Source organism: Roseateles sp. P5_D6 (genome assembly GCF_054049415.1).
On the sequence record NZ_JBFUMK010000004.1, the window covers coordinates 276,053 to 295,202 of the forward strand.

Sequence of the window (19,150 nt, forward strand, 5' to 3'; positions counted from 1 at the left end):
CTGCCTAGAATCACGCGCTATGCCCGCCGCACCGCAATACCGCATCGCCCCCAGCCTGCTGTCCGCCGATTTCGCCCGCCTGGGCGAGGAAGTGAAGGCCGTGCTCGCCGCTGGTGCCGACTGGATCCACTTCGACGTGATGGACAACCATTACGTGCCCAACCTGACCTTCGGACCGATGGTCTGCGAGGCGCTGCGCAAGCACGCCGTGAAGCCCGACGGCACGCCGGCCGTCATCGATGTGCACCTGATGGTGCAACCGGTCGACAGCCTGGCCCAGGCCTTCTGCCGCGCCGGCGCCGACGTGGTGACCTTCCACCCCGAGGCCAGCGCCCATGTGGACCGCACGCTGCAGCTCATCAAGGCCGAGGGCAAGCAGGCCGGCCTGGTGTTCAACCCGGGGACGCCGCTGGACGTGCTGGAGTGGGTCATCGACAAGGTCGATGTGATCCTGCTGATGAGCGTCAACCCCGGCTTTGGCGGCCAGAGCTTCATCCCTTCGGCATTGAAGAAGCTGCAGAAGGCGCGCGAGATCATCAGCGCCAGCGGCCGGGACATCCGCCTGGAGATCGACGGCGGCGTCAAGGTCGACAACATCCGCGAGATCGCCGCGGCGGGCGCCGACACCTTCGTCGCCGGCTCGGCCATCTTCGGCAAGCCCGACTACAAGGCCGTCATCGACGCGATGCGCACGGAACTTGCGAGATCGTGAGCCCCTCGTCCAAGGATTACCTTGGCCGGTCCCCCGCGGGGACGGCGATGCTTGCCGGTTCGACCGGCAAGCACATCACCATTGCGGGCCGGCTTGGGAGCGGCCCGGCGCTCGTCCCGCGCAACTGAGTAACTGACATGGCCGCCATCCTGCTCGTCTGCACCGCCAACATCTGCCGCTCACCGATGGCCGAGGCCATCTTCAGGGCCAAGCTCGGCGACGTGTTCAAGACCATCGCCTCGGCCGGCGTGCATGCTGACCCGCGCGGCGGCCCGGTGGATGCCCGCGCCGCAGCGGCACTGGGCCGGCACAACTACAGCCTCGACCGCAAATGGCGCTCGCGCCGCGTCGAGCCTGAGCAGCTCGGCCAATACGACCTCGTGCTGGCCATGGAGGCTGAGCATGTCGACGCGCTGCGCACCAAGGCAGCGCCCGAGCACCACGCCAAGATCCTGCTGCTGACCGACTTCGTGCCCGAGCTGGCCGGCCAGGACATCCCCGACCCCTATTTCGGCCCGGTCGCAGGCTTTGACGCCGTCATCGGCATGCTGGAGCGCGCGGCCCAGCGGCTGCTCACCGAGAGCCGCGAAGGCCGCCTGAAACTGAGCTGATCAGGCGGCCTTGCTGGCGAAGTCCGCCACTTCGCGCACGTCCGGCCCGGTGCCGCTGAAGCGGTCCAGCGCCAGGTAGATGACCGGCGTGATGTAGAGCGTCACCGCCTGCGACAGGATCAGGCCGCCCACCACGGCCAGGCCCAGCGGCTGGCGCAGCTCGGCCCCCGCGCCCAGGCCGAGCGCAATGGGCAGCGCGCCCATCAGCGCCGCCAGCGTCGTCATCAKGATGGGCCGAAAGCGCAGSAKCGCGGCCTGGCGGATCGCCTCGGCCGGCTTGAGCCCCTGGCTGCGCTGCACGTCCAGCGCGAAGTCGATCATCATGATCGCGTTCTTCTTGACGATGCCGATCAGCATGACGATGCCGATGGTGGCGATGATGGTCAGCTCCATGCCGAACAGCTGCAGCGTGATCAACGCCCCCACCGCCGCCGACGGCAGGCCGGCCAGGATGGTCAGCGGGTGGATATAGCTCTCGTAGAGCACGCCCAGCAGCACGTAGATCACGGCCACTGCCAGCCCGATCAGCAGCAGCTGGCCGCCCTGCGAATCCTGGAACACGGCCGCATCGCCGCCGTAGCTGGTGATGATGCTGGGTGGTAGCTTGATGTCGCGCGTGAAGGCGTCGATCTGCTTGGTGGCGTCGCCCAGCGGCACGTTGGGTGCGAGATTGAAGCTGATCGTGACGGCCTGCAGCTGGCCCTGGTGGTTGACCGCCGTAGGCCCGAGCGTGCGCTGCACGGTGGCGAAGGCCGTCAGCGGCACCTGGGCGCCGTTCTTGCCGCGCAGGTAGATCTTGTCGAAGGCGGCTTCGCTGCTGCGGTCGTCCTCGCCCGCTTCCATGATGACCTGGTAGGTGTTGCTCTCGGCGTAGATGCTGGACACCTGGCGCTCGCCGAAAGCGCCGTACAGCGCGTTGCGCAGGTCCTGCATCTGCACGCCCAGGATGGCGGCGCGCTCGCGGTCGATGACGAGGCTGGCCTGCAGGCCGCGCAATTGCGAGTCGCTGGTGATGTCGCGGAAGCGCTCATCGCCGCGCAGCTTCTCCTGCAGCCGGGTTGCCCAGGTGTTGAGTTCGCCGGTGGACACCGACTGCAGCGTGTACTGGTAGCGGCTCTTGCTCTGGCGGCCGCCGAGCTGCAGGTTCTGCACCGGGCGCAGGTAGACCTGGATGCCGGGCACCGCGCGCAGCTTCTTGCGCAGGCCTTCCAGCACCTTGGGCATGGGCTCGCGGCTATTGCGGGCCTTCAGGTTGATGAACATGCGGCCGGTATTGGTGGCGCTGCCCGAGGGCCCACCGCCGACAGCCGAACTCAGGGCGAAAACGTTGGGATCGTTGCGCACGATGGCGGCCACGCGCTCCTGCAGCAGGGTCATCGCGGCGAAGGATGTGTCCTCGGCAGACTCGGTGCTGGCCTGTATCTGGCCGATATCCTCCTCGGGGAAAAAGCCCTTGGGGATGGTCATGTAGAACCACACCGTCGCGATGAAGCTCAGCAGCGCCACGCCCAGCACCCAGTTGCGGTGGCGCAGGGCCAGGTCCAGCGTGCGGGTGTAGGTGTCCAGCGTCCATGTGAAGCCGCGCTCGAACAGGCACCCCATCGGGCCATCCTCATGGTGCTCGTCGGCCTTCAACAACCGGCTGCAGAGCATAGGCACCAGCGTCAGCGACACCACGGCCGACACAAGAATGGACAGGCCCACGACGACCGCGAACTCGTGGAACAGCAGGCCGATGACGCCCGGCATGAAGAAGATCGGGATCAGCACGGCCACCAGCGACACCGAGATCGACAGGATGGTGAAGGCCATCTCGCGCGCGCCGCGCACCGCCGCGTCGAAGGGCTTCATGCCGTCCTCGACGTGGCGGACGATGTTCTCCAGCATGACGATGGCGTCGTCCACCACCAGGCCCACGGCCAGCGTGATGCCGAGCAGCGAGATGTTGTCCAGCGAGTAGCCGAGCGCGAACAGCAGCGTGAGCGCGCCGATCAGCGAGATTGGCAGCGAGGCCGTCGGGATCAACGTGGCCACGGCGCGGCGCAGGAAGATGAAGATCACCAGCACAACGAGGCCGACCGTCAGCGCTAGCGTCACGTAGACATCGTGCAGCGACTCGCGGATGGATACCGAGCGGTCGTTCAGCGTGCTCATCTGGATGGACGCCGGCATCTGCGACGCGTAGCGCGGCAGCAGGGCCTTGACCCTGTCCACCACCTGCACGGTGTTGGCGTCGGGCTGGCGCTGGATGGCCAGCACGATGGAGCGCTCGCCCTGGTAGGTGGAGTAGGTCTTGCTGGTTTCGACGCTGTCCTGCACGTCGGCCACGTCGCGCAGCAGCACCGGCGCGCCGTTGCGCGAGGCGACGACGGTGCGGCCGAACTCGGCGGCGTTGCGCAGCTGGCGGTTGGCCTGGATGGTCAGTGTCTGGCGCGAGCCGTCCAGCACGCCGACCGGCGTGTTGGCATTGGCGGCGCGCACCGCCGTCTGCAGCTCGTCCAGCGTGATGTTGCGCTGGTTGAGCAGGTCCGTCTTGACCTTGATGCGCACCGCATAGCGCTTCTGGCCAAAGATGGACACCTGGGCCACGCCGTCGATGGTGGACAGGCCCGGCGACAGCAGGTTCTCGGCGTAGTCGTTCAGCTCGGTCAGGTCGATGGAAGGCGACGTCAGCGCCACCAGCAGCACCGGCGCATCGGCCGGGTTCACCTTGCGGTAGCTCGGCGGCGAGGTCATCTCGGCCGGCAGCGCGCGCAAAGACCGGAACAGCGCCGCCTGCACGTCCACGGCGGCGGCGTCGATGTTGCGGGAGGGGTCGAACTCCAGCGTCAGCGAGGTGTTGCCCAGCGTGTTGGTCGACGAAATGGTCAACAGGCCGGCGATGGTCGAGAACTGCTTTTCCAGCGGCAGCGCGACGGACGAGGCCATGGTCTCGGGCGATGCGCCCGGCAGCGACGCACCGACGTTGATGATGGGCGTGTTGTAGGACGGCAGCGCCGCGACCGGGATGCGGCTCCAGGCGGCCAGGCCGGCGATGACGAGTGACAGGTTCAGCAGCACGGTCATGACCGGCCGCCGGATGAACAGCTCGGTGAGCCTCATTTGTCAGCGCCCGAAGCGGCAGACGCTGGGGCCGATGCGGCGCCCGCTCCGCCGCTGGCTTGAATGCGCAGTGGCGTGCCCGGCCGCAGGTTCTGCTTGCCTTCCATGACGACCTGGGCCGTCGCGTCCAGGCCCTCCACCACCGCCTGCTCGCCCATGGCCTGACGCAGCTGCACGGGCACCAGCTTGGCGGTGTTGTCGGGCGCCACGACGTAGACCGAGCGCTCGTTGCCGCGCATGATGATGGCGGCCTGCGGCACCACGGTCACGCCCTTGAGCGTGCGCAGCGTGACGCGCACGCGCAGGTACTGGCCCGGCCAAAGCGACTGGGCCTTGTTGTCGAACTCGGCCTTGACCTTGATCGTGCCGGTGGCGCTGTCGACGAGGTTGTCCACCGCCGTGACGCGGCCCTTGATGGAGGTTGCGCCGCGCGCCGAGCCCGGCGGCGGCAAGGCCTCGACATCCAGCTCGCCGGCACGCGTGGCGCTCAGCAGCGAGCCGAGCTGGGTTTCAGGCACCGTGAAGCTGATGGCGATGGGGTCCAGCTGCGCGATGTTGACCAGCGGCAGCGCCGTCGCATTGGCCTGCACCAGGCTGCCCGGGTAGACGCTGACGATGCCGACGCGCCCGCTGATGGGCGCGCGCAACTCGTTGTAGCCCAGCGTGACCTGGGTCGCCTGGATCGCGGCCTCGTCACTGCGGATCAACGCCTGGCCGGCATCGAAGTTGGCCTGGGCCGTGTCCACCGCGTTCTGGGCGATGAAGTTCTGCGCCTTCAGTTCCTTGGCGCGGTTGAGCTGGCGCTCCAGGTCGGTGAGGCTGGCGCGGTCGCGGGCCAGCTGGGCGCGCGCCTTCTCCAGCGCGGCGCGGTCACCGCGGTCATCGAAGCGGAACAGCAGGTCACCCTTCCTGACGTTCTGGCCGTCCTTGACGAGGACCTGGGCGACGATGCTGCTCGTCTGCGCACGCAGGTCCACGCTCTGCAGCGCGGTGACGGTGCCGCTGGCCTCCACGGTGATCGGCACGTCGGCCTGCCTGACCTTGACGACACCGACGTTCTGCGCCGGCGGCGCGCTCGCCGCCCCCGCCGGGGCCGACGCGCCGCCTGCATCGTCCTTGCGCCCACAGCCCGCCAGGACGGCCAGCACCAGGCCACAAAGAATCACAGGGGAGGTCGCGCGCATGCAAGCCTGCTGAAAGTAATGGGGATTGACTCAGGAAACAGATCAGCTTAACCGGCCTGTTTTGCTCGCAGTTTGCTGGCCACCACCAGCTTGCGCGTTTTTCGCTTTCAGTTCTGCAGGGCGCGCGCCAACCGTGCACCGACGATCGCGTTGTGCTTCACGAGGGCGATGTTGGTCGTCAGGCTGCGACCACCCGTCAGCGCCTTGATGCGCGCGAGCAGGAAGGGCGTGATGGCTTTGCCGGCGACGCCTTGCGCGTCGGCTTCCGCCAGGGCCTGGGCCGTGATGGCATCGATTTCCTCGCGCGGCATGGCCTGGGCTGCTGGCACCGGGTTGCTGACGACGACACCGCCGGCCAGGCCCAGCGTCCACTTGGCGCGAATGAAGCGGGCCTGCTCGTCGGCCGAGTCCATGCGGAAGTCCGCCTTCAAGCCGCTGTCGGGGGTGAAGAAGGCGGCGAAGTTGTCCTGGCCGACCGACAGCACCGGCACGCCGTGGGTCTCCAGGTACTCCAGCGTCAGGCCCAGGTCGAGGATGGACTTGGCGCCCGCACAGACGACGGCCACCGGCGTGCGCGCCAGCTCCTGCAGGTCGGCCGAGATGTCGAAGCTCTCATGCCCGCCGCGGTGCACGCCGCCGATGCCGCCGGTGACAAAGACCTCGATGCCGGCCAGGTGGGCGCAGATCATCGTCGCCGCCACCGTCGTGGCACCGAGGCGCCCGGTGGCGATGGCAAACGGCAGGTCGCGACGGCTGAGCTTCATGGCGTCGGGCGCCTGGGCCAGCTGCTGCAGTTCGGCGTCCGTCAGGCCGACGCGGATGCGCCCGCCGATGACCGCGATGGTGGCCGGCACGGCGCCTTCGATGCGGATGACGTCCTCGACGTCCCGCGCCGTGTCCAGGTTCTGCGGCCAGGGCATGCCGTGGGCAATGATGGTCGATTCGAGGGCCACGATCGGTCGGCCCTGCTCATGGGCGGCGGCGACTTCGGGCGAGAGCTGGATCAGTTCGTTCATCTATCGTTCTTCCAGGAATCTGGGGTTCAGTTCGGGGTGGACGCTGTCCTCGGTCTGCAGCGTCAATGCGGCGAGGTCCAGGCCCAGGCGGGCGGCGGCGTCGAAGTCGTTGGGCGCGCGCAGCAGCGAAGCGCAGACGCCGGCCGACAGCGCGTCGCCGGCACCGGTCACGTCCACGACGTGCACCTGCGGCGCCGGCCAGTGGCGTGGTGCGCGGCCCGGCGTGCTGAGCAACAAGCCGTCGGCGCCCTTGGAGACCAGCACGCAGCCGACGCCGCGTGCGTGCAATGCATCGAAGGCCTCGTTCGCGTCTGCCGCGATGGTGGCCAGTTCACCGGCATTCATGACGAGCAGGTGCAGGCCGTCCAGGCGCTCTGGCAGTCTTTCCATCTTGGCTTCGGACACCGCCACGCCCACCAATGGGATGCCGCTGTCGCGCGCCTCGCCGAGCAGCAAGGGCCAGGCGTCGGTGGGCAGGTTGCCGTCGGCCACGACGAGGGCGGCCCCGGCGCGCAAGGCTTTGCTGGCCGCCAGCGCCCAGGGGTTCAGGCTCTCGACGAGCGGCATCGACGCCAGGCCGAGTTCCAGGCTGCCGTCTGGCGCGAGCACCGCGGTGTAGCTGTCGCTGGCATGGCGGCGCAGCCGGATGACGGCGCGTGTGTCCATGCCGACCTGCGCGGCCTGCTCCAGCAGCATGCGCCCGCCGGCGTCGTCGCCCACCGCGGCGACCAACGCGACCGGCAGGCCCAGCCGCGCCAGGTTCTCGGCGACGTTGCGCACGACGCCGCCAGGAGTTTCATGTGACTCGCAGGGGTTGGACGATCCGTGCAGGGAGTTGGACAGCAGCCTGAGCTTGCGGTCGATATTGAGGCCGCCGATGCAGACTATGGGGGCGGCGGAGGTGTTCATCGCCCGATTCTAGGAAGTCACCCGCCGCGCGCCCCCGGGGCTTGCGCTAGGAACCATGCCGCCATCGCGTCTGCCAGGGCCTGCACCACCTGCGCGTCGTTGCGCCCGCTGCGCGCCCTGACATGGAAGGCGTGGTCGGCATCATCCTCGAGATGCAGCGTGGTTGGGTCGCCCAGGCCCTGGACAACGCCCCGCAGCAAGGCCAGGTCGGCCAGCTCGTCCCGCGTGCCCTGCAGGAACAGCATCGGTACGGCGACCTGCGCCAAGTGCGCCGCCCGGTCAATGGCCGGTTTGCCAGCCGGGTGCAAGGGAAAGCCGACGAACACCAGCCCACGCACACCCGGCATCGCCTCGGCCGCCTGGGCCTGCGAGGTCATGCGGCCGCCGAAGGATTTGCCGCCGGCGAACAGCGGTGTGTCGGGCAACCGCTGGCGCGCCGCCGCCACCGCAGCGCGAACGGCGGCGTGCGCCACAGCGGGCGAGTCGGGGCGCTTGGAGCCGCGCTCCATGTAGGGGAACTGGTAGCGCAGGGTCGCCACCGACGCGTCGAACAGGGCCTGCGACAACGCCGCCATGAAGCTGTGGTGCATGCCGGCACCGGCGCCATGAGCGAACACGTAGGTCGAACGCGGCTTGGGCGGCTGCAGCCACAAGGCCGAGACCGTGGTTTGATCGTCAACGGTCAGCGTGAGGGACTCAGGCGTGCTCATGGTCACCAGCTTAGTGCGCTAGAGTCGCCCGCGGTGCGGCGCCACGCCGCCCACGTCGCTCGGACGGTTCCGGGCGCTCACGTGAACACTGCCAATGACTTCCTCTTCTTCCGCTTCCAGCGGCAAGCGCCGCTTCGCGCGCATCGACCGTCTCCCGCCCTACGTCTTCAACATCACCGCCGAGCTCAAGCTGGCGGCCCGCCGACGGGGCGAAGACATCATCGACATGAGCATGGGCAACCCCGACGGGGCCACACCGGCCCACATCGTCGCCAAGCTCAACGAGGTGGCCCAGCGGCCCGACACCCACGGCTACTCGGCCAGCAAGGGCATCCCGCGCCTGCGCCGCGCCATTTCGCACTGGTACCAGCGCCGCTACGGCGTCGCCATTGACCCCGACCATGAGGCTATCGTCACCATCGGCTCCAAGGAGGGCCTGGCCCACCTGATGCTGGCCACACTCGACCGTGGCGACACCGTGCTGGTGCCGGACCCGAGCTACCCCATCCACATCTACGGCGCGGTCATTGCCGGCGCCGACATCCGCGCCATTCCGGTCAGCAGCGAGGTCGACTTCTTCGCCGAGCTGGAGAAGACCATCCGCGGCAGCTACCCCAAGCCCAAGATGATGGTCTTCGGCTTCCCGTCCAACCCGACGGCGCAGTGCGTGGACCTGGCCTTCTTCGAGCGCGTCGTGGCGCTGGCCAAGAAGCACGACATCCTCGTCGTGCATGACCTGGCCTATGCCGACATCGTCTACGACGGCTACGTCGCGCCATCCATCATGCAGGTGCCCGGCGCCAAGGACGTGGCGGTCGAGTTCTTCACGCTCTCCAAGAGCTACAACATGGCCGGCTGGCGGGTCGGCTTCATGGTCGGCAATCCGGATCTCGTCGCGGCGCTGGCGCGCATCAAGAGTTATCACGACTACGGCACCTTCACGCCGCTGCAGGTCGCCGCCATCGCTGCGCTGGAGGGCGACCAGCAGTGCGTCAAGGACATCACCGCCAGCTATCAGCGCCGCCGCGACGTGCTCTACAAGGGCCTCATCGAGGCCGGCTGGGTGGTGGACTGCCCCAAGGCCAGCATGTACATCTGGGCGCCTATTCCCGAGCCCTACCGCGAGCTTGGCTCGCTGGAGTTCGCGAAGCAGTTGCTGGAGAAGGCCAAGGTCTGCGTATCGCCCGGAATCGGCTTCGGCGACCACGGTGACGGCCATGTGCGCTTTGCGCTGATCGAGAACGAGTCGCGCATCCGCCAGGCGGTGCGGGGCATCAAGGCGATGTTCAAGGCCGATGGCCAGCTGAAAACATGAAACCTCAAGCCCTCATCCTCGACCTGGACGGCACCCTTATCGACACGCTGGGCGACTTCGTTGCCGTGCTGGGCCGCGTGCTGGTCGATCTCGGCCTGCCACCGGTCACGTCGGCCTTCGTCGAGCACACCATCGGCCGCGGCAGCGAGCACCTGGTGCGCACGACGCTGGCCGAGGTGGGCGGCGCGCCGGCGCTGTTCGAGCAAGCCTGGCCGCTCTACCAGCAGCACTACGCCGGCCTGAATGGCGAGCATGCGACCGTCTATGCGGGCGTCGTCGAAGGGTTGGAGGCGCTGCGGGCGCTGGGCCTGCCGCTGGCCGTGCTGACCAACAAGCCGGGCGCGCCGGCGCGCGAACTGCTCAGGCGCAAGGGCCTGGATGGTTACTTCACCCACGTCTTCGGCGGCGACGACTTCGCGCGCAAGAAGCCCGATCCGCTGCCGTTGCTCAAGACCTGCGAGGCGCTGGGCACACCGCCCGCGGCCACCTGGATGGTGGGCGACTCACGCAACGACGCCGAGGCCGCGCGCGCGGCCGGCTGCCCGCTGGTGCTGATGACCTACGGCTACAACCATGGCGAGGACATCCGTGCCGTGCCGGCCCTGCAGCATCTGGGCCGCCTGGACGAGATCCAGTTCGGCTGACTGAGGCTCATTGCCTGCTGCGGGCCGAGCGCCGGGCCGCTCCCTAGCCGGCCCGTCTGGTGATGTGCTCGCGGCTCGATGCCGCGAGCATCGCCGTCCCCTCGGGGGACCGACCAGACTCGCTCGCGTTCAGCGACGCGAGGCTGGGCGAGGGGTGGTTCGACTCAGCGGCGGCGTTCGCGCTTGATGCCGAGCAGGGCTTCTTTCAGCGCATCGTCGGCCGGCTTGTCGCCCAGCCAGATGCGCAGCAGGGCCGTGAAGAACTCAGGCTCCTTGATCGGCTCGCTCAACAGCGACTTGCCGTTGACCAGCAGCGTAGACCCGAGCCCGGGCACATAGTCGACCGTGAAGTTGTCGCCGCTGTTGAGCTGCTTGCGGCTGGCGAAGACTTCGCTCAACTTGAGCACGCCATTGATGGACTTGACGAACTCGTCGCGCGGCGCATTGGCTTCCATGCCCTTGGTGAAAAGCTTGCCGAGTTCGTTGCCGTCGATCTCGCGCAACATCTGGATATGGATGCGCTTGGGGCCGGGCGCCGCGAGCACCTCGGGCGTCGTGCTGACCTTGTGCGTCAGGTACAGGCCCGCCGTGTAGACCTTGACGACAAACTTGTAGCGCACGCCGGCGCCGTTGAGGACCAGCTTCTGGCCCGCCAGGTCCATGGCCGTCTCGTACTTCACGTTGGCCACCTCGACCGTCTCGGCCCAGGCGCTCCCCCCGCTCAGACTGCCCACGGCCACCAGGGCCGCGACGATGAATGCGCGCATGTCTCGCTCCGTTGCTGTGCCGCGATGGCGGCATCTTCGTGAACCGAAGTATGGCGTGTCAGGCTCAAAGACCCGCTGATACACTGATCCGATCATGTTCATCACGCGGAAGTACATCACGGGGTCGAGCGACCGGGGAGCCTGGCCCTGGCGTCGCTGGTTCACCGCCGACTGATGCTGCTTGGCGCGCCCTGACGCGCTTTTTCTCGCGTTGCCCGTTCTCCATCGGGCTGCACGCCAAGCCCTGAAAACTGTCTTTTCAAGGTTTGACCGTGATCACCGAACTTGAATTCCAGAGCCTCGCTGCCGAGGGCTACAACCGCATCCCGCTGATCAGCGAGGCCTTTGCGGATCTCGAAACCCCGCTGTCCCTGTACCTCAAGCTCTGCGCCGGCTCCGGCCAGGGCCGCAACAGCTTCCTGCTGGAGTCCGTCGTCGGCGGCGAGCGCTTCGGGCGCTACTCCTTCATCGGCCTGCCGGCCCGCACGCTGATCCGCGCAACGGGCCAGCTCTGCGAAGTCGTCACCGACGGCGCCATCGTCGAGACGCACGAAGGCAACCCGCTGGACTTCATCGCCGCCTACCAGGAACGCATCAAGCCCAAGATCCCGACGGGTCTGCCGCGCTTTTGCGGCGGCCTGGCCGGCTACTTCGGCTACGAGGCGGTGCGCGCCATCGAGAAGCGCCTGGACCGCGATCACGCGGGCGAGAGCCTGGGCACGCCGGACATCCTGCTGCTGCTGTCCGAGGAAGTCGCCGTCATCGACAACCTCTCCGGGCGCCTGTACCTCATCGTCTGGGCCGACCCGCGCCAGCCGGAGGCCTATTTCCGCGCCAAGAAGAAGCTCTCGCAGCTGCGCGACAAGCTGACCTACAGCGTCAGCGTGCCCCGCGTGCCGCGCGGTGAAGCCCACCCAGTCACGCGCGGCTTTGCCAAGGCCGACTACCTGGCCGCCGTGGCCAAGGCCAAGGAATACATCGCCGCCGGCGACCTGATGCAGGTGCAGGTGGGCCAGCGCATCTCCAAGCCCTACAAGGCCGAGCCGATCGCGCTGTACCGGGCGCTGCGAGCGCTGAACCCCAGCCCCTATATGTACTTCTACGACCTGGGCGACTTCCAGATCGTCGGCGCCAGCCCCGAGATCCTCGTGCGTGAAGAACATGCCGGCGACGGCAGCCGCAAGGTCACGATCCGCCCCCTGGCCGGCACGCGCCCGCGCGGCTCGACGGTCGAGCGCGACCTGGAACTGGAAGCCGAGCTGCAGGCCGACCCCAAGGAGCGCGCCGAGCACCTGATGCTGATCGACCTGGCGCGCAACGACATCGGCCGCATCGCCCGCGTCGGCAGCGTCAAGGTGACGCAGTCCTTCGCCGTGGAGCGCTATTCGCATGTGATGCATATCGTCTCCAACGTCGAGGGTGTGCTGCGACCCGAGGTCGGCCAGCTCGATGTGCTGAAGGCCACCTTCCCTGCCGGCACGCTGACCGGCGCGCCCAAGGTGAGGGCCATGGAGCTGATCGACGAGCTGGAGCCCGTGCAGCGCGGCATCTACGGCGGCGCCTGCGGCTACCTGAGCTTTGCCGGCGACATGGACCTGGCAATTGCCATCCGCACCGGCATCATCAAGAACGGCATGCTCTATGTGCAGGCGGCGGCCGGCGTCGTCGCAGACTCGGTACCCGAACTGGAGTGGCAAGAGACTGAGGCGAAGGCACGCGCTCTGCTGCGCGCCGCCGAACTCGTCGAGGAGGGATTTTGATGAGCCCCCACGTTCACTTCGTTCACTGCCCCCCAAGGGGGATGGCCTCCCTTGGGGCGGCCCGGCGGGAGTCCAAATGCTGCTGATGATCGACAACTACGACAGCTTCACCTTCAACCTCGTCCAGTACTTCGGTGAACTGGGCGCGGACGTGAAGGTGGTGCGCAACGACGAGATCACCGTGGCCGAGATGGCGGCGCTGGACCCGGCTCATATCGTGTTCTCGCCCGGCCCCTGCACGCCCAACGAAGCCGGCGTCTGCGTGGAAGCCATCCAGCATTTCATCGGCAAGAAGCCGTTGCTGGGCGTGTGCCTGGGCCACCAGTCCATGGGCCAGGCCCTGGGCGGCAATATCATCCGGGCCCAGCGCCAGATGCACGGCAAGGCCAGCACGATCACGACCGATGGTCGCGGCGTCTACACCGGCCTGCCCAAGGATTTCTCGGTGATCCGCTACCACTCCCTCGTCATCGAGGAAGCGAGCTGCCCGGCGGTGCTGGAGATCACCTCGCGCAGCGAGGATGGCGAGATCATGGGCGTGCGCCACCGCGAACTGGCCGGCACGGCCACGCCGTGCGAGGGCGTGCAGTTCCACCCCGAGTCCATCCTCAGCGAGCATGGGCACGCGATGCTGCGCAACTTCCTGGAGTTGAAGGCATGAGCCCCGCACGGCCGCCCGAAGGGGCTCATTCCCGCGTGGCGGGACAGCGCGAAGCGCGAAGGGTGCACCAATGACCGACTACGCGCCCGGATCGGGCGCAGCCGCCACCGGCAAGGTCGTGGATCTGCGCAGCGACACAGTCACCAAGCCGACGCCCGCCATGCTCGCAGCGATCGCAGCGGCACAAGTTGGCGACGACGTCTTCGGCGACGACCCCACCGTCAACGCGCTGCAGGAGCGCGTCGCTGCCCTGCTCGGCAAGGAGGCCGCTCTCTTCATGCCAAGCGGCACGCAGAGCAACCTCTGTGCCCTGCTGGCCCATTGCGGCCGTGGCGACGAGTACATCGTCGGCCAGCTCGCCCACACCTACCGCTACGAAGGCGGCGGCGCGGCGGTGCTGGGCAGCATCCAGCCCCAGCCCCTGACCAACCAGCCCGACGGCACGATCAAGCTCGAAGACATCGCCGCCGCCATCAAGCCCGACGACCCGCACTTCGCACGCACGCGGCTGCTGGCGCTGGAGAACACCTGGAGCGGCAATGTGCTGTCCACCCAGTACACCAACGCCGCCTGCGAACTGGCTCATGCGCGTGGCCTGGCCACGCATCTGGACGGCGCCCGCCTCTTCAACGCGGCGGTTGCCTCGGGCCGCAGCGTGGCCGACCTGGCCCGCCCTTTCGACTCGGTCTCCCTCTGCTTCAGCAAGGGCCTGGGCGCGCCCATCGGCTCGATGCTGGTCGGCTCGCGCGAGCTGATCGGCCGCGCCCACCGTGTGCGCAAGATGGTGGGCGGCGGCCTGCGTCAGGTCGGCCTGCTGGCGGCCGCAGCCGACCATGCGCTGACCCATCACGTCGACCGCCTCGCCGACGACCACGCGCTGGCCAAGCGCCTGGCCGAGGGCCTGGCCGCGCTGCCGGGTGTCACGGTCACGCCACCGCAGACGAATATCGTCTTTGCCCAGATCAGCGACGGCCGCACACCGGCCCTGCTGGAGCACCTGAAGTCACGCGGCGTGCTGGCCACCGGCCTCATCGGTCTGCGCTTTGTGACCCATCTCGATGTCGACACCCCCGGCGTCGATCACGCCATTGCCGCCGCACGCGAGTTCCTGGAGCGCTGAGCCATGCCCATCACCGACACCGAAGCCCTGACCCGCGTCATCGAGCACCGCGAGATCTTTCACGACGAGATGCTGACGCTGATGCGCCGCATCATGGCCGGCGAGATGTCGCCCGTCATCTCTGCGGCGCTGCTGACCGGCCTGCGCGTGAAGAAGGAAACCATCGGCGAAATCACGGCCGCCGCGCAGGTCATGCGCGAGTTGTCCAACAAGGTGCCCTTGCATGAGATTGGGCCGCTGCCGCATCTCGTCGACGTCGTCGGCACCGGTGGCGATGGCGCACACAGCTTCAACATCTCCACCTGCTCGATGTTCGTCGCGGCGGCAGCGGGTGCGCAGGTGGCCAAGCATGGCAACCGCAGCGTCAGCAGCAAGACCGGCAGCGCCGACGTGCTGGAGGCTCTGGGCGCCAACATCCAGCTTTCGCCACGTGCCGTGGCAGCGTGCCTGGACGAGTGCGGCATCGGCTTCATGTTCGCGCCCAATCACCACCCGGCGATGAAGAACATCGCGCCGGTGCGCCGCGAGCTCGGCGTGCGCACCATCTTCAACATCCTGGGCCCGCTGACCAACCCGGCCGGCGCGCCCAACATCCTGATGGGCGTCTTCCACCCCGACCTCGTCGGCATCCAGGTGCGGGTGCTGCAGCGCCTGGGCGCCGAGCACGCTCTCGTCGTCTACGGCAAGGACGGCATGGACGAGATTTCGCTGGGCGCCACCACCCTGGTGGGCGAGCTGAAGGACGGCGCCGTGCGCGAGTACGAGATCCATCCCGAGGACTTCGGCATGGCCATGGCCAGCAATCGCAGCCTCAAGGTCGAGAACCCGGAACAGTCGCGCGAGATGCTGGTCGGTGTGCTCGACGGCAAGCCCGGCCCAGCGCGCGACATCGTGCTGTTGAACGCTGGCGCGACGCTATACGCCGCCAACGTGGCGCCGACGCTGAGCGACGGCATCGCCCGCGCACGCACGGCACTCGATAGTGGTGCGGCGCGTGCCAAGCTGGATGCCTTCGTCAAGCAGACCCAGGGATTGGGAGGAAAAGCGTGAGCAGCGATATCCTGAACCGCATCGTCGAGGTCAAGCGGGAAGAGATCGCGGCGGCCAAGCTCAAGCGCTCGCTGGCCTCACAGCGTGAGGAGGCAGAGGCCCGCAAGGGTGAGCGCCTGGGCTTCGAACGGTCGCTGCGCGCCACCATCGCGGCCGGCCACGCGGCCGTCATTGCCGAGATCAAGAAGGCCAGCCCCAGCAAGGGCGTGCTGCGCGAGGACTTCAAGCCCGGGCAGATCGCCGAAAGCTATGCCCGCAACGGCGCGGCCTGCCTGAGTGTGCTGACTGACGAGCGCTTCTTCCAGGGCTCGGCCGCCTATCTGCGCGAAGCCCGCGCCGCCTGCGAGCTGCCGGTGCTGCGCAAGGACTTCATGGTGGACGAGTACCAGGTCATGGAAGCCGGTGCGATGGGCGCCGACTGCATCCTGCTGATCGCCGCCTGCCTGGCCGACTCGCAGATGGCCGACCTCGAGGCGGCGGCCCATGCCCTCGGGCTGGACGTTCTCGTTGAAGTCCATGACGGCGAGGAGCTCGACCGCGCCCTCCAGCTGAAGACGCCGCTGGTCGGCATCAACAACCGCAATCTGCGCACCTTCGACGTGACGCTGGACACGACGCTGGCCCTGCTCCCGCGCGTGCCGGCCGACAAGCTGCTGGTGACCGAATCCGGCATCCTCGGCGCGGCGGACGTGAAGCGCATGCGCGAGGCGAACGTCAACGCCTTCCTCGTCGGCGAGGCCTTCATGCGCGCGCCCGACCCGGGCCAGGCGCTGGCGACCCTGTTCGGATGAAGCTGCCGCTGCAACTTCCCGACACCGACTGGCGCCCCGTCGTCGAAGCTTGGGCCGCCTCGCCCGTTGGCCAGAAACTGGAAGCCTTCCTGGAAGAGCGCGCCGCCGCCGGCGCCACCATCTACCCGCCCGAGCCGCTGCGCGCGCTGACGCTGACGCCGCTGGCCAGCACCCGCGTCGTCATCCTCGGCCAGGACCCCTACCACGGCCCCGGCCAGGCGGAAGGTCTGAGCTTCAGCGTGCCGCCCGGCGTGCCGCTGCCGCCCAGCCTGCGCAATATCTTCAAGGAGATCCAGCGCGACCTCGGCAAGCCCTTCCCGCCCAATGGCAGCCTGGTGCGCTGGGCCGAAGGCGGCACGCTGCTGCTCAACGCCGTGTTGACGGTGGAGGACGGCCAGCCCGCCAGCCATGCCAACCGTGGCTGGGAGGTGCTGACCGACGCCCTCATCAAGGCCGCGGCTGAAGACCCGGCCCCCAAGGTCTTCATGCTGTGGGGCGCCTATGCCCAGGCCAAGGCGCCGCTGATCGAGGCGGCCCGCCAGGACCACCTGGTGCTGAAGGCCAACCACCCCTCGCCGCTGTCGGCGCTGAAGCCGCCGCGGCCCTTCATCGGTTGCGGACATTTCTCGACGGCCAAAACCTGGCTGGAGGAGCGCGGGCGGGGTGCGCCGCGCAAGAGCTGACCGGTTTTCAAGCCGCGGATTGTTCCGCTGGCAGCAACTCGCCGTTCTCTCTGCCCCGCTTTTTCTCGCGGCGCGCAATTCCTACAGTGACAACCTATCGGCACACCCCGCTCGGCGGTGGCCGACCAGGAGAGTCACCATGAACAACACCCGATCCATTTCCACGCTGATCACCGCCGCGACGGCTGTCGCAGCGTTGGCGGCGGGCATGTTGCTGGCTATCAGCGCCCCAGCTCCGTCGGCCGAAGACTTCGGTCCGGCGGCCGTGGTCGCCAGCAGCGCGGCCGACGAGGCTTGAGCCCTCAGCTCGTCGTACAGCGCAGCTTCAGCCCGCCCATCGCCTCGCGGCCGATCAGCTCGACGACCCAGTCGACAAACACCCGCAGCTTGCTGCTGAGATGGCGGTTGGGCGGGTAGACGACATAGACCGGCACCGGGTCGGCGTCCCATTCCTCCAGCACGCGCACCAGTTCGCCGCTCTTGAGCAGCGGGCCGGCCATGAAGCAGGTCACCTGCACGACGCCCAGGTGGGCCAAGCCGGCATTCAGATAGGCATTCGCATCGTTCACCGCCAGGATGTGGTTGCCCGCCACCTCTATTTCTTCCTCGCCGCGGCGGAAGGTGTCTGGCATGACCTTGCCGCTGCGTGCCGAGAAATAACCCACCATGCGATGTGGCGCCTGCGTCAGCTCCAGCGGATGGGCCGGCGCGCCATGGCGGCGCAGGTATTCGGGCGTCGCGCAGGTGATGAAGCGGAATTCGCCGATGCGCCGCGCGACCAGGCTCTGGTCGGTCAACTCGCCACCACGGATCACGCAGTCGATGTTGTCGCTGATCAGGTCCACCGTGCGATCGCTGACGCCAAGCTCGATCTGGATGTCGGGGTACTTGGCGTAGAAATCCGGCAGGTGCGGAATGATCATCTCGCGCCCCACCACGCCGGGAACGTCGATGCGGATGCGGCCACGCGGCGTCACACGGGCCTGGTTCATGCTGCCTTCCAGCTCCTCCAGGTCGCCCAGCAGGCGCATGGCGCGCTCGTAGTAGGCCGCGCCATCCGGCGTCACTGTCACGCGCCGCGTGGTGCGGTTCAGCAGCTTGGTGCGCAGATGGCCTTCCAGCGTCTGGATCAGGCGCGTGACGGTGGCCTTGGGCAGGTCCAGGGAATCGGCCGCCTTGGTGAAGGTGCCGGCCTCGACCACCCGGACATAGGCTTGCATCGCGGAGAGTCGGTCCATGACTTCATTGTTCCACGGCAAGGAAAAGTGAGTCACTTTCAAGGCCGTTTATCCCTAGGCCGTTGATCACTATCTTTCGGTCCATGGACAAGATCGCCTCCCCTGCCACTTTGCGCCTCGGCCCTGCGCCGGGCCTCGTGGCCCAGGTCTACACGGCGCGCCGGCCGCTGGACGGCGACGGGCGCGCGCTGCTGCTCTGGCTGCACGGCGGCTGCTTCACGGACGGCTCACTCCAGGCCAGCCGGGCGCGCAGCGAGATGCTCGCCGACGCGGGCGCTGATGTCGTCTCGCTGGACTATCCGCTGGCGCCTGAGCACCCTTTCCCCAGCGGCCTGAGCGCCGCCTTCGAGGCCCTGCAGGCCCTCGCCGCCAAGCCGGCCAGGCTGACCGGCAGCCCGCACACCGCCCTGTTCGTTGCCGGCGAGGAAGCGGGCGGCAACCTCGCCGCGGCGCTCGCGCTGATGGCCCGCGACCAGCACGCACCCAAGCTCGCTGGCCAGTTGCTGATTGCGCCCATGCTGGACCCGCAACTCGGCAGCGCCTCCATGCGTGACGGCGAATGCGGAGGCTGTGAATGCCACTACGCCAAGGGCTGGCAGGCCTATCTGGGCGGCAGCACGCGCGCCGACCACCCCTATGCCGCGCCGCTGAACGCCAGCCGGCTGAGCGGCCTGGCGCCCGCGCTGATCCTCAGCGCCGCGGGCCACCCGCTGAGCGACGAGTCGCGCCGCTATGCCGTTGCACTGCGGGAGCAAGGCGGCACCGCCAAGGAGATGACGCTGCCCGCCATCGCGCCGGGCTATGCGCTGAATCCCATCCACGAATTCCTGCGTGAAGCGGCCCGCCGCGCGCTGTCCCTTCCCGCCTGATTCCTGCC

At 68.1% G+C, this 19,150-nt stretch carries 19 protein-coding genes; 12 read left to right on the top strand and 7 right to left on the bottom strand.

The features are described 5' to 3' along the window. Positions 1 to 19 precede the first annotated feature (19 nt). Positions 20 to 712, top strand: coding sequence for a ribulose-phosphate 3-epimerase (rpe, locus tag ACXJKM_RS07125; RefSeq protein WP_457351252.1), 693 nt, complete (start codon positions 20 to 22; stop codon positions 710 to 712). A gap of 137 nt (positions 713 to 849) precedes the next feature. Beyond that, the gene (locus tag ACXJKM_RS07130) at positions 850 to 1,323 is read left to right on the top strand and encodes a low molecular weight protein-tyrosine-phosphatase (RefSeq protein WP_056191718.1); all 474 of its coding nucleotides are present in this window, start codon (positions 850 to 852) and stop codon (positions 1,321 to 1,323) included. On the opposite strand, the gene ACXJKM_RS07135 is transcribed toward ACXJKM_RS07130, so the two are convergent. The 5 genes from ACXJKM_RS07135 to ACXJKM_RS07155 form a co-directional block, all read right to left on the bottom strand. Next, on the bottom strand, positions 1,324 to 4,425 hold the full coding sequence (locus ACXJKM_RS07135; protein ID WP_457351254.1) for an efflux RND transporter permease subunit: 3,102 nt from the start codon (positions 4,423 to 4,425) through the stop codon (positions 1,324 to 1,326). Next, positions 4,422 to 5,609, bottom strand: coding sequence for an efflux RND transporter periplasmic adaptor subunit (locus ACXJKM_RS07140; RefSeq protein ID WP_457351256.1), 1,188 nt, complete (start codon positions 5,607 to 5,609; stop codon positions 4,422 to 4,424). The genes ACXJKM_RS07135 and ACXJKM_RS07140 overlap by 4 nt, the downstream gene beginning before the upstream one ends. 107 nt (positions 5,610 to 5,716) lie before the next feature. Next, the gene (locus tag ACXJKM_RS07145; protein ID WP_457323749.1) at positions 5,717 to 6,625 is read right to left on the bottom strand and encodes a pseudouridine-5'-phosphate glycosidase; all 909 of its coding nucleotides are present in this window, start codon (positions 6,623 to 6,625) and stop codon (positions 5,717 to 5,719) included. Beyond that, positions 6,626 to 7,534 carry a carbohydrate kinase family protein gene (locus tag ACXJKM_RS07150; protein WP_457351258.1) on the bottom strand — a complete coding sequence of 303 codons (909 nt, stop codon included), beginning with the start codon at positions 7,532 to 7,534 and terminating at the stop codon, positions 6,626 to 6,628. A gap of 17 nt (positions 7,535 to 7,551) precedes the next feature. Beyond that, on the bottom strand, positions 7,552 to 8,244 hold the full coding sequence (locus tag ACXJKM_RS07155) for an alpha/beta hydrolase family protein (RefSeq protein WP_457351260.1): 693 nt from the start codon (positions 8,242 to 8,244) through the stop codon (positions 7,552 to 7,554). Between the two features lie 94 nt (positions 8,245 to 8,338). Here ACXJKM_RS07155 and alaC point away from each other — a divergent pair, with 94 nt between their 5' ends. Both alaC and gph read left to right on the top strand, forming a co-directional pair. Then, the gene (gene alaC / locus ACXJKM_RS07160) at positions 8,339 to 9,559 is read left to right on the top strand and encodes an alanine transaminase (protein ID WP_457351262.1); all 1,221 of its coding nucleotides are present in this window, start codon (positions 8,339 to 8,341) and stop codon (positions 9,557 to 9,559) included. After that, positions 9,556 to 10,203 carry a phosphoglycolate phosphatase gene (gph, locus tag ACXJKM_RS07165; protein ID WP_457351264.1) on the top strand — a complete coding sequence of 216 codons (648 nt, stop codon included), beginning with the start codon at positions 9,556 to 9,558 and terminating at the stop codon, positions 10,201 to 10,203. The genes alaC and gph overlap by 4 nt, the downstream gene beginning before the upstream one ends. A gap of 164 nt (positions 10,204 to 10,367) precedes the next feature. Here gph and ACXJKM_RS07170 read toward each other — a convergent pair whose 3' ends face one another. Beyond that, a complete protein-coding gene (locus ACXJKM_RS07170) occupies positions 10,368 to 10,970 on the bottom strand; it encodes a chalcone isomerase family protein (protein ID WP_056191702.1) in 603 nt (200 codons plus the stop codon). A gap of 272 nt (positions 10,971 to 11,242) precedes the next feature. Here ACXJKM_RS07170 and trpE point away from each other — a divergent pair, with 272 nt between their 5' ends. The 7 genes from trpE (at position 11,243) to ACXJKM_RS07205 (ending at position 17,333) form a co-directional block, all read left to right on the top strand. Further along, positions 11,243 to 12,730 carry an anthranilate synthase component I gene (trpE, locus tag ACXJKM_RS07175; protein WP_457351265.1) on the top strand — a complete coding sequence of 496 codons (1,488 nt, stop codon included), beginning with the start codon at positions 11,243 to 11,245 and terminating at the stop codon, positions 12,728 to 12,730. A gap of 76 nt (positions 12,731 to 12,806) precedes the next feature. Beyond that, entirely contained in the window at positions 12,807 to 13,391 is a 585-nt protein-coding gene (locus ACXJKM_RS07180) for an anthranilate synthase component II (RefSeq protein ID WP_457351267.1), read from the top strand. Positions 13,392 to 13,461: 70 nt separating this feature from the next. Next, positions 13,462 to 14,511 carry a low-specificity L-threonine aldolase gene (ltaE, locus tag ACXJKM_RS07185; protein ID WP_457351269.1) on the top strand — a complete coding sequence of 350 codons (1,050 nt, stop codon included), beginning with the start codon at positions 13,462 to 13,464 and terminating at the stop codon, positions 14,509 to 14,511. Between the two features lie 3 nt (positions 14,512 to 14,514). Then, on the top strand, positions 14,515 to 15,561 hold the full coding sequence (trpD, locus tag ACXJKM_RS07190) for an anthranilate phosphoribosyltransferase (protein ID WP_457351271.1): 1,047 nt from the start codon (positions 14,515 to 14,517) through the stop codon (positions 15,559 to 15,561). Next, complete coding sequence (gene trpC, locus ACXJKM_RS07195; RefSeq protein WP_457351273.1) at positions 15,558 to 16,352, top strand: indole-3-glycerol phosphate synthase TrpC; 795 nt, start codon at positions 15,558 to 15,560, stop codon at positions 16,350 to 16,352. Before trpD ends, trpC begins: the two co-directional genes overlap by 4 nt. Continuing rightward, positions 16,349 to 17,035, top strand: a complete 687-nt coding sequence (locus ACXJKM_RS07200) for a uracil-DNA glycosylase (protein WP_457351275.1) — start codon at positions 16,349 to 16,351, stop codon at positions 17,033 to 17,035. Before trpC ends, ACXJKM_RS07200 begins: the two co-directional genes overlap by 4 nt. Before the next feature lie 139 nt (positions 17,036 to 17,174). Next, on the top strand, positions 17,175 to 17,333 hold the full coding sequence (locus tag ACXJKM_RS07205) for a hypothetical protein (RefSeq protein WP_157256194.1): 159 nt from the start codon (positions 17,175 to 17,177) through the stop codon (positions 17,331 to 17,333). 4 nt (positions 17,334 to 17,337) lie between these two features. Here the strand turns inward: ACXJKM_RS07205 and ACXJKM_RS07210 are convergent, their stop codons facing one another. Beyond that, entirely contained in the window at positions 17,338 to 18,273 is a 936-nt protein-coding gene (locus ACXJKM_RS07210) for a LysR family transcriptional regulator (protein ID WP_056191688.1), read from the bottom strand. 83 nt (positions 18,274 to 18,356) lie between these two features. Here ACXJKM_RS07210 and ACXJKM_RS07215 point away from each other — a divergent pair, with 83 nt between their 5' ends. After that, positions 18,357 to 19,142 (top strand): alpha/beta hydrolase fold domain-containing protein, encoded by a 786-nt coding sequence (locus ACXJKM_RS07215; RefSeq protein ID WP_457323529.1) that lies wholly within the window; start codon positions 18,357 to 18,359, stop codon positions 19,140 to 19,142. Positions 19,143 to 19,150 lie beyond the last annotated feature (8 nt).

What these genes read in the sequence shown, in the direction of transcription:
- ACXJKM_RS07130 (WP_056191718.1), top strand. Translation starts at nt 850, where the DNA reads ATGGCCGCCATCCTGCTCGTCTGCACCGCCAACATCTGCCGCTCACCG.
- ACXJKM_RS07145 (WP_457323749.1), bottom strand. Translation starts at nt 6,625, where the DNA reads ATGAACGAACTGATCCAGCTCTCGCCCGAAGTCGCCGCCGCCCATGAG.
- ACXJKM_RS07210 (WP_056191688.1), bottom strand. Translation starts at nt 18,273, where the DNA reads ATGGACCGACTCTCCGCGATGCAAGCCTATGTCCGGGTGGTCGAGGCC.
- ACXJKM_RS07150 (WP_457351258.1), bottom strand. Translation starts at nt 7,534, where the DNA reads ATGAACACCTCCGCCGCCCCCATAGTCTGCATCGGCGGCCTCAATATC.
- ACXJKM_RS07205 (WP_157256194.1), top strand. Translation starts at nt 17,175, where the DNA reads ATGAACAACACCCGATCCATTTCCACGCTGATCACCGCCGCGACGGCT.
- ACXJKM_RS07170 (WP_056191702.1), bottom strand. Translation starts at nt 10,970, where the DNA reads ATGCGCGCATTCATCGTCGCGGCCCTGGTGGCCGTGGGCAGTCTGAGC.
- ACXJKM_RS07155 (WP_457351260.1), bottom strand. Translation starts at nt 8,244, where the DNA reads ATGAGCACGCCTGAGTCCCTCACGCTGACCGTTGACGATCAAACCACG.
- ACXJKM_RS07180 (WP_457351267.1), top strand. Translation starts at nt 12,807, where the DNA reads ATGCTGCTGATGATCGACAACTACGACAGCTTCACCTTCAACCTCGTC.
- ltaE (WP_457351269.1), top strand. Translation starts at nt 13,462, where the DNA reads ATGACCGACTACGCGCCCGGATCGGGCGCAGCCGCCACCGGCAAGGTC.
- ACXJKM_RS07215 (WP_457323529.1), top strand. Translation starts at nt 18,357, where the DNA reads ATGGACAAGATCGCCTCCCCTGCCACTTTGCGCCTCGGCCCTGCGCCG.
- gph (WP_457351264.1), top strand. Translation starts at nt 9,556, where the DNA reads ATGAAACCTCAAGCCCTCATCCTCGACCTGGACGGCACCCTTATCGAC.
- ACXJKM_RS07140 (WP_457351256.1), bottom strand. Translation starts at nt 5,609, where the DNA reads ATGCGCGCGACCTCCCCTGTGATTCTTTGTGGCCTGGTGCTGGCCGTC.
- trpD (WP_457351271.1), top strand. Translation starts at nt 14,515, where the DNA reads ATGCCCATCACCGACACCGAAGCCCTGACCCGCGTCATCGAGCACCGC.
- ACXJKM_RS07200 (WP_457351275.1), top strand. Translation starts at nt 16,349, where the DNA reads ATGAAGCTGCCGCTGCAACTTCCCGACACCGACTGGCGCCCCGTCGTC.
- alaC (WP_457351262.1), top strand. Translation starts at nt 8,339, where the DNA reads ATGACTTCCTCTTCTTCCGCTTCCAGCGGCAAGCGCCGCTTCGCGCGC.
- rpe (WP_457351252.1), top strand. Translation starts at nt 20, where the DNA reads ATGCCCGCCGCACCGCAATACCGCATCGCCCCCAGCCTGCTGTCCGCC.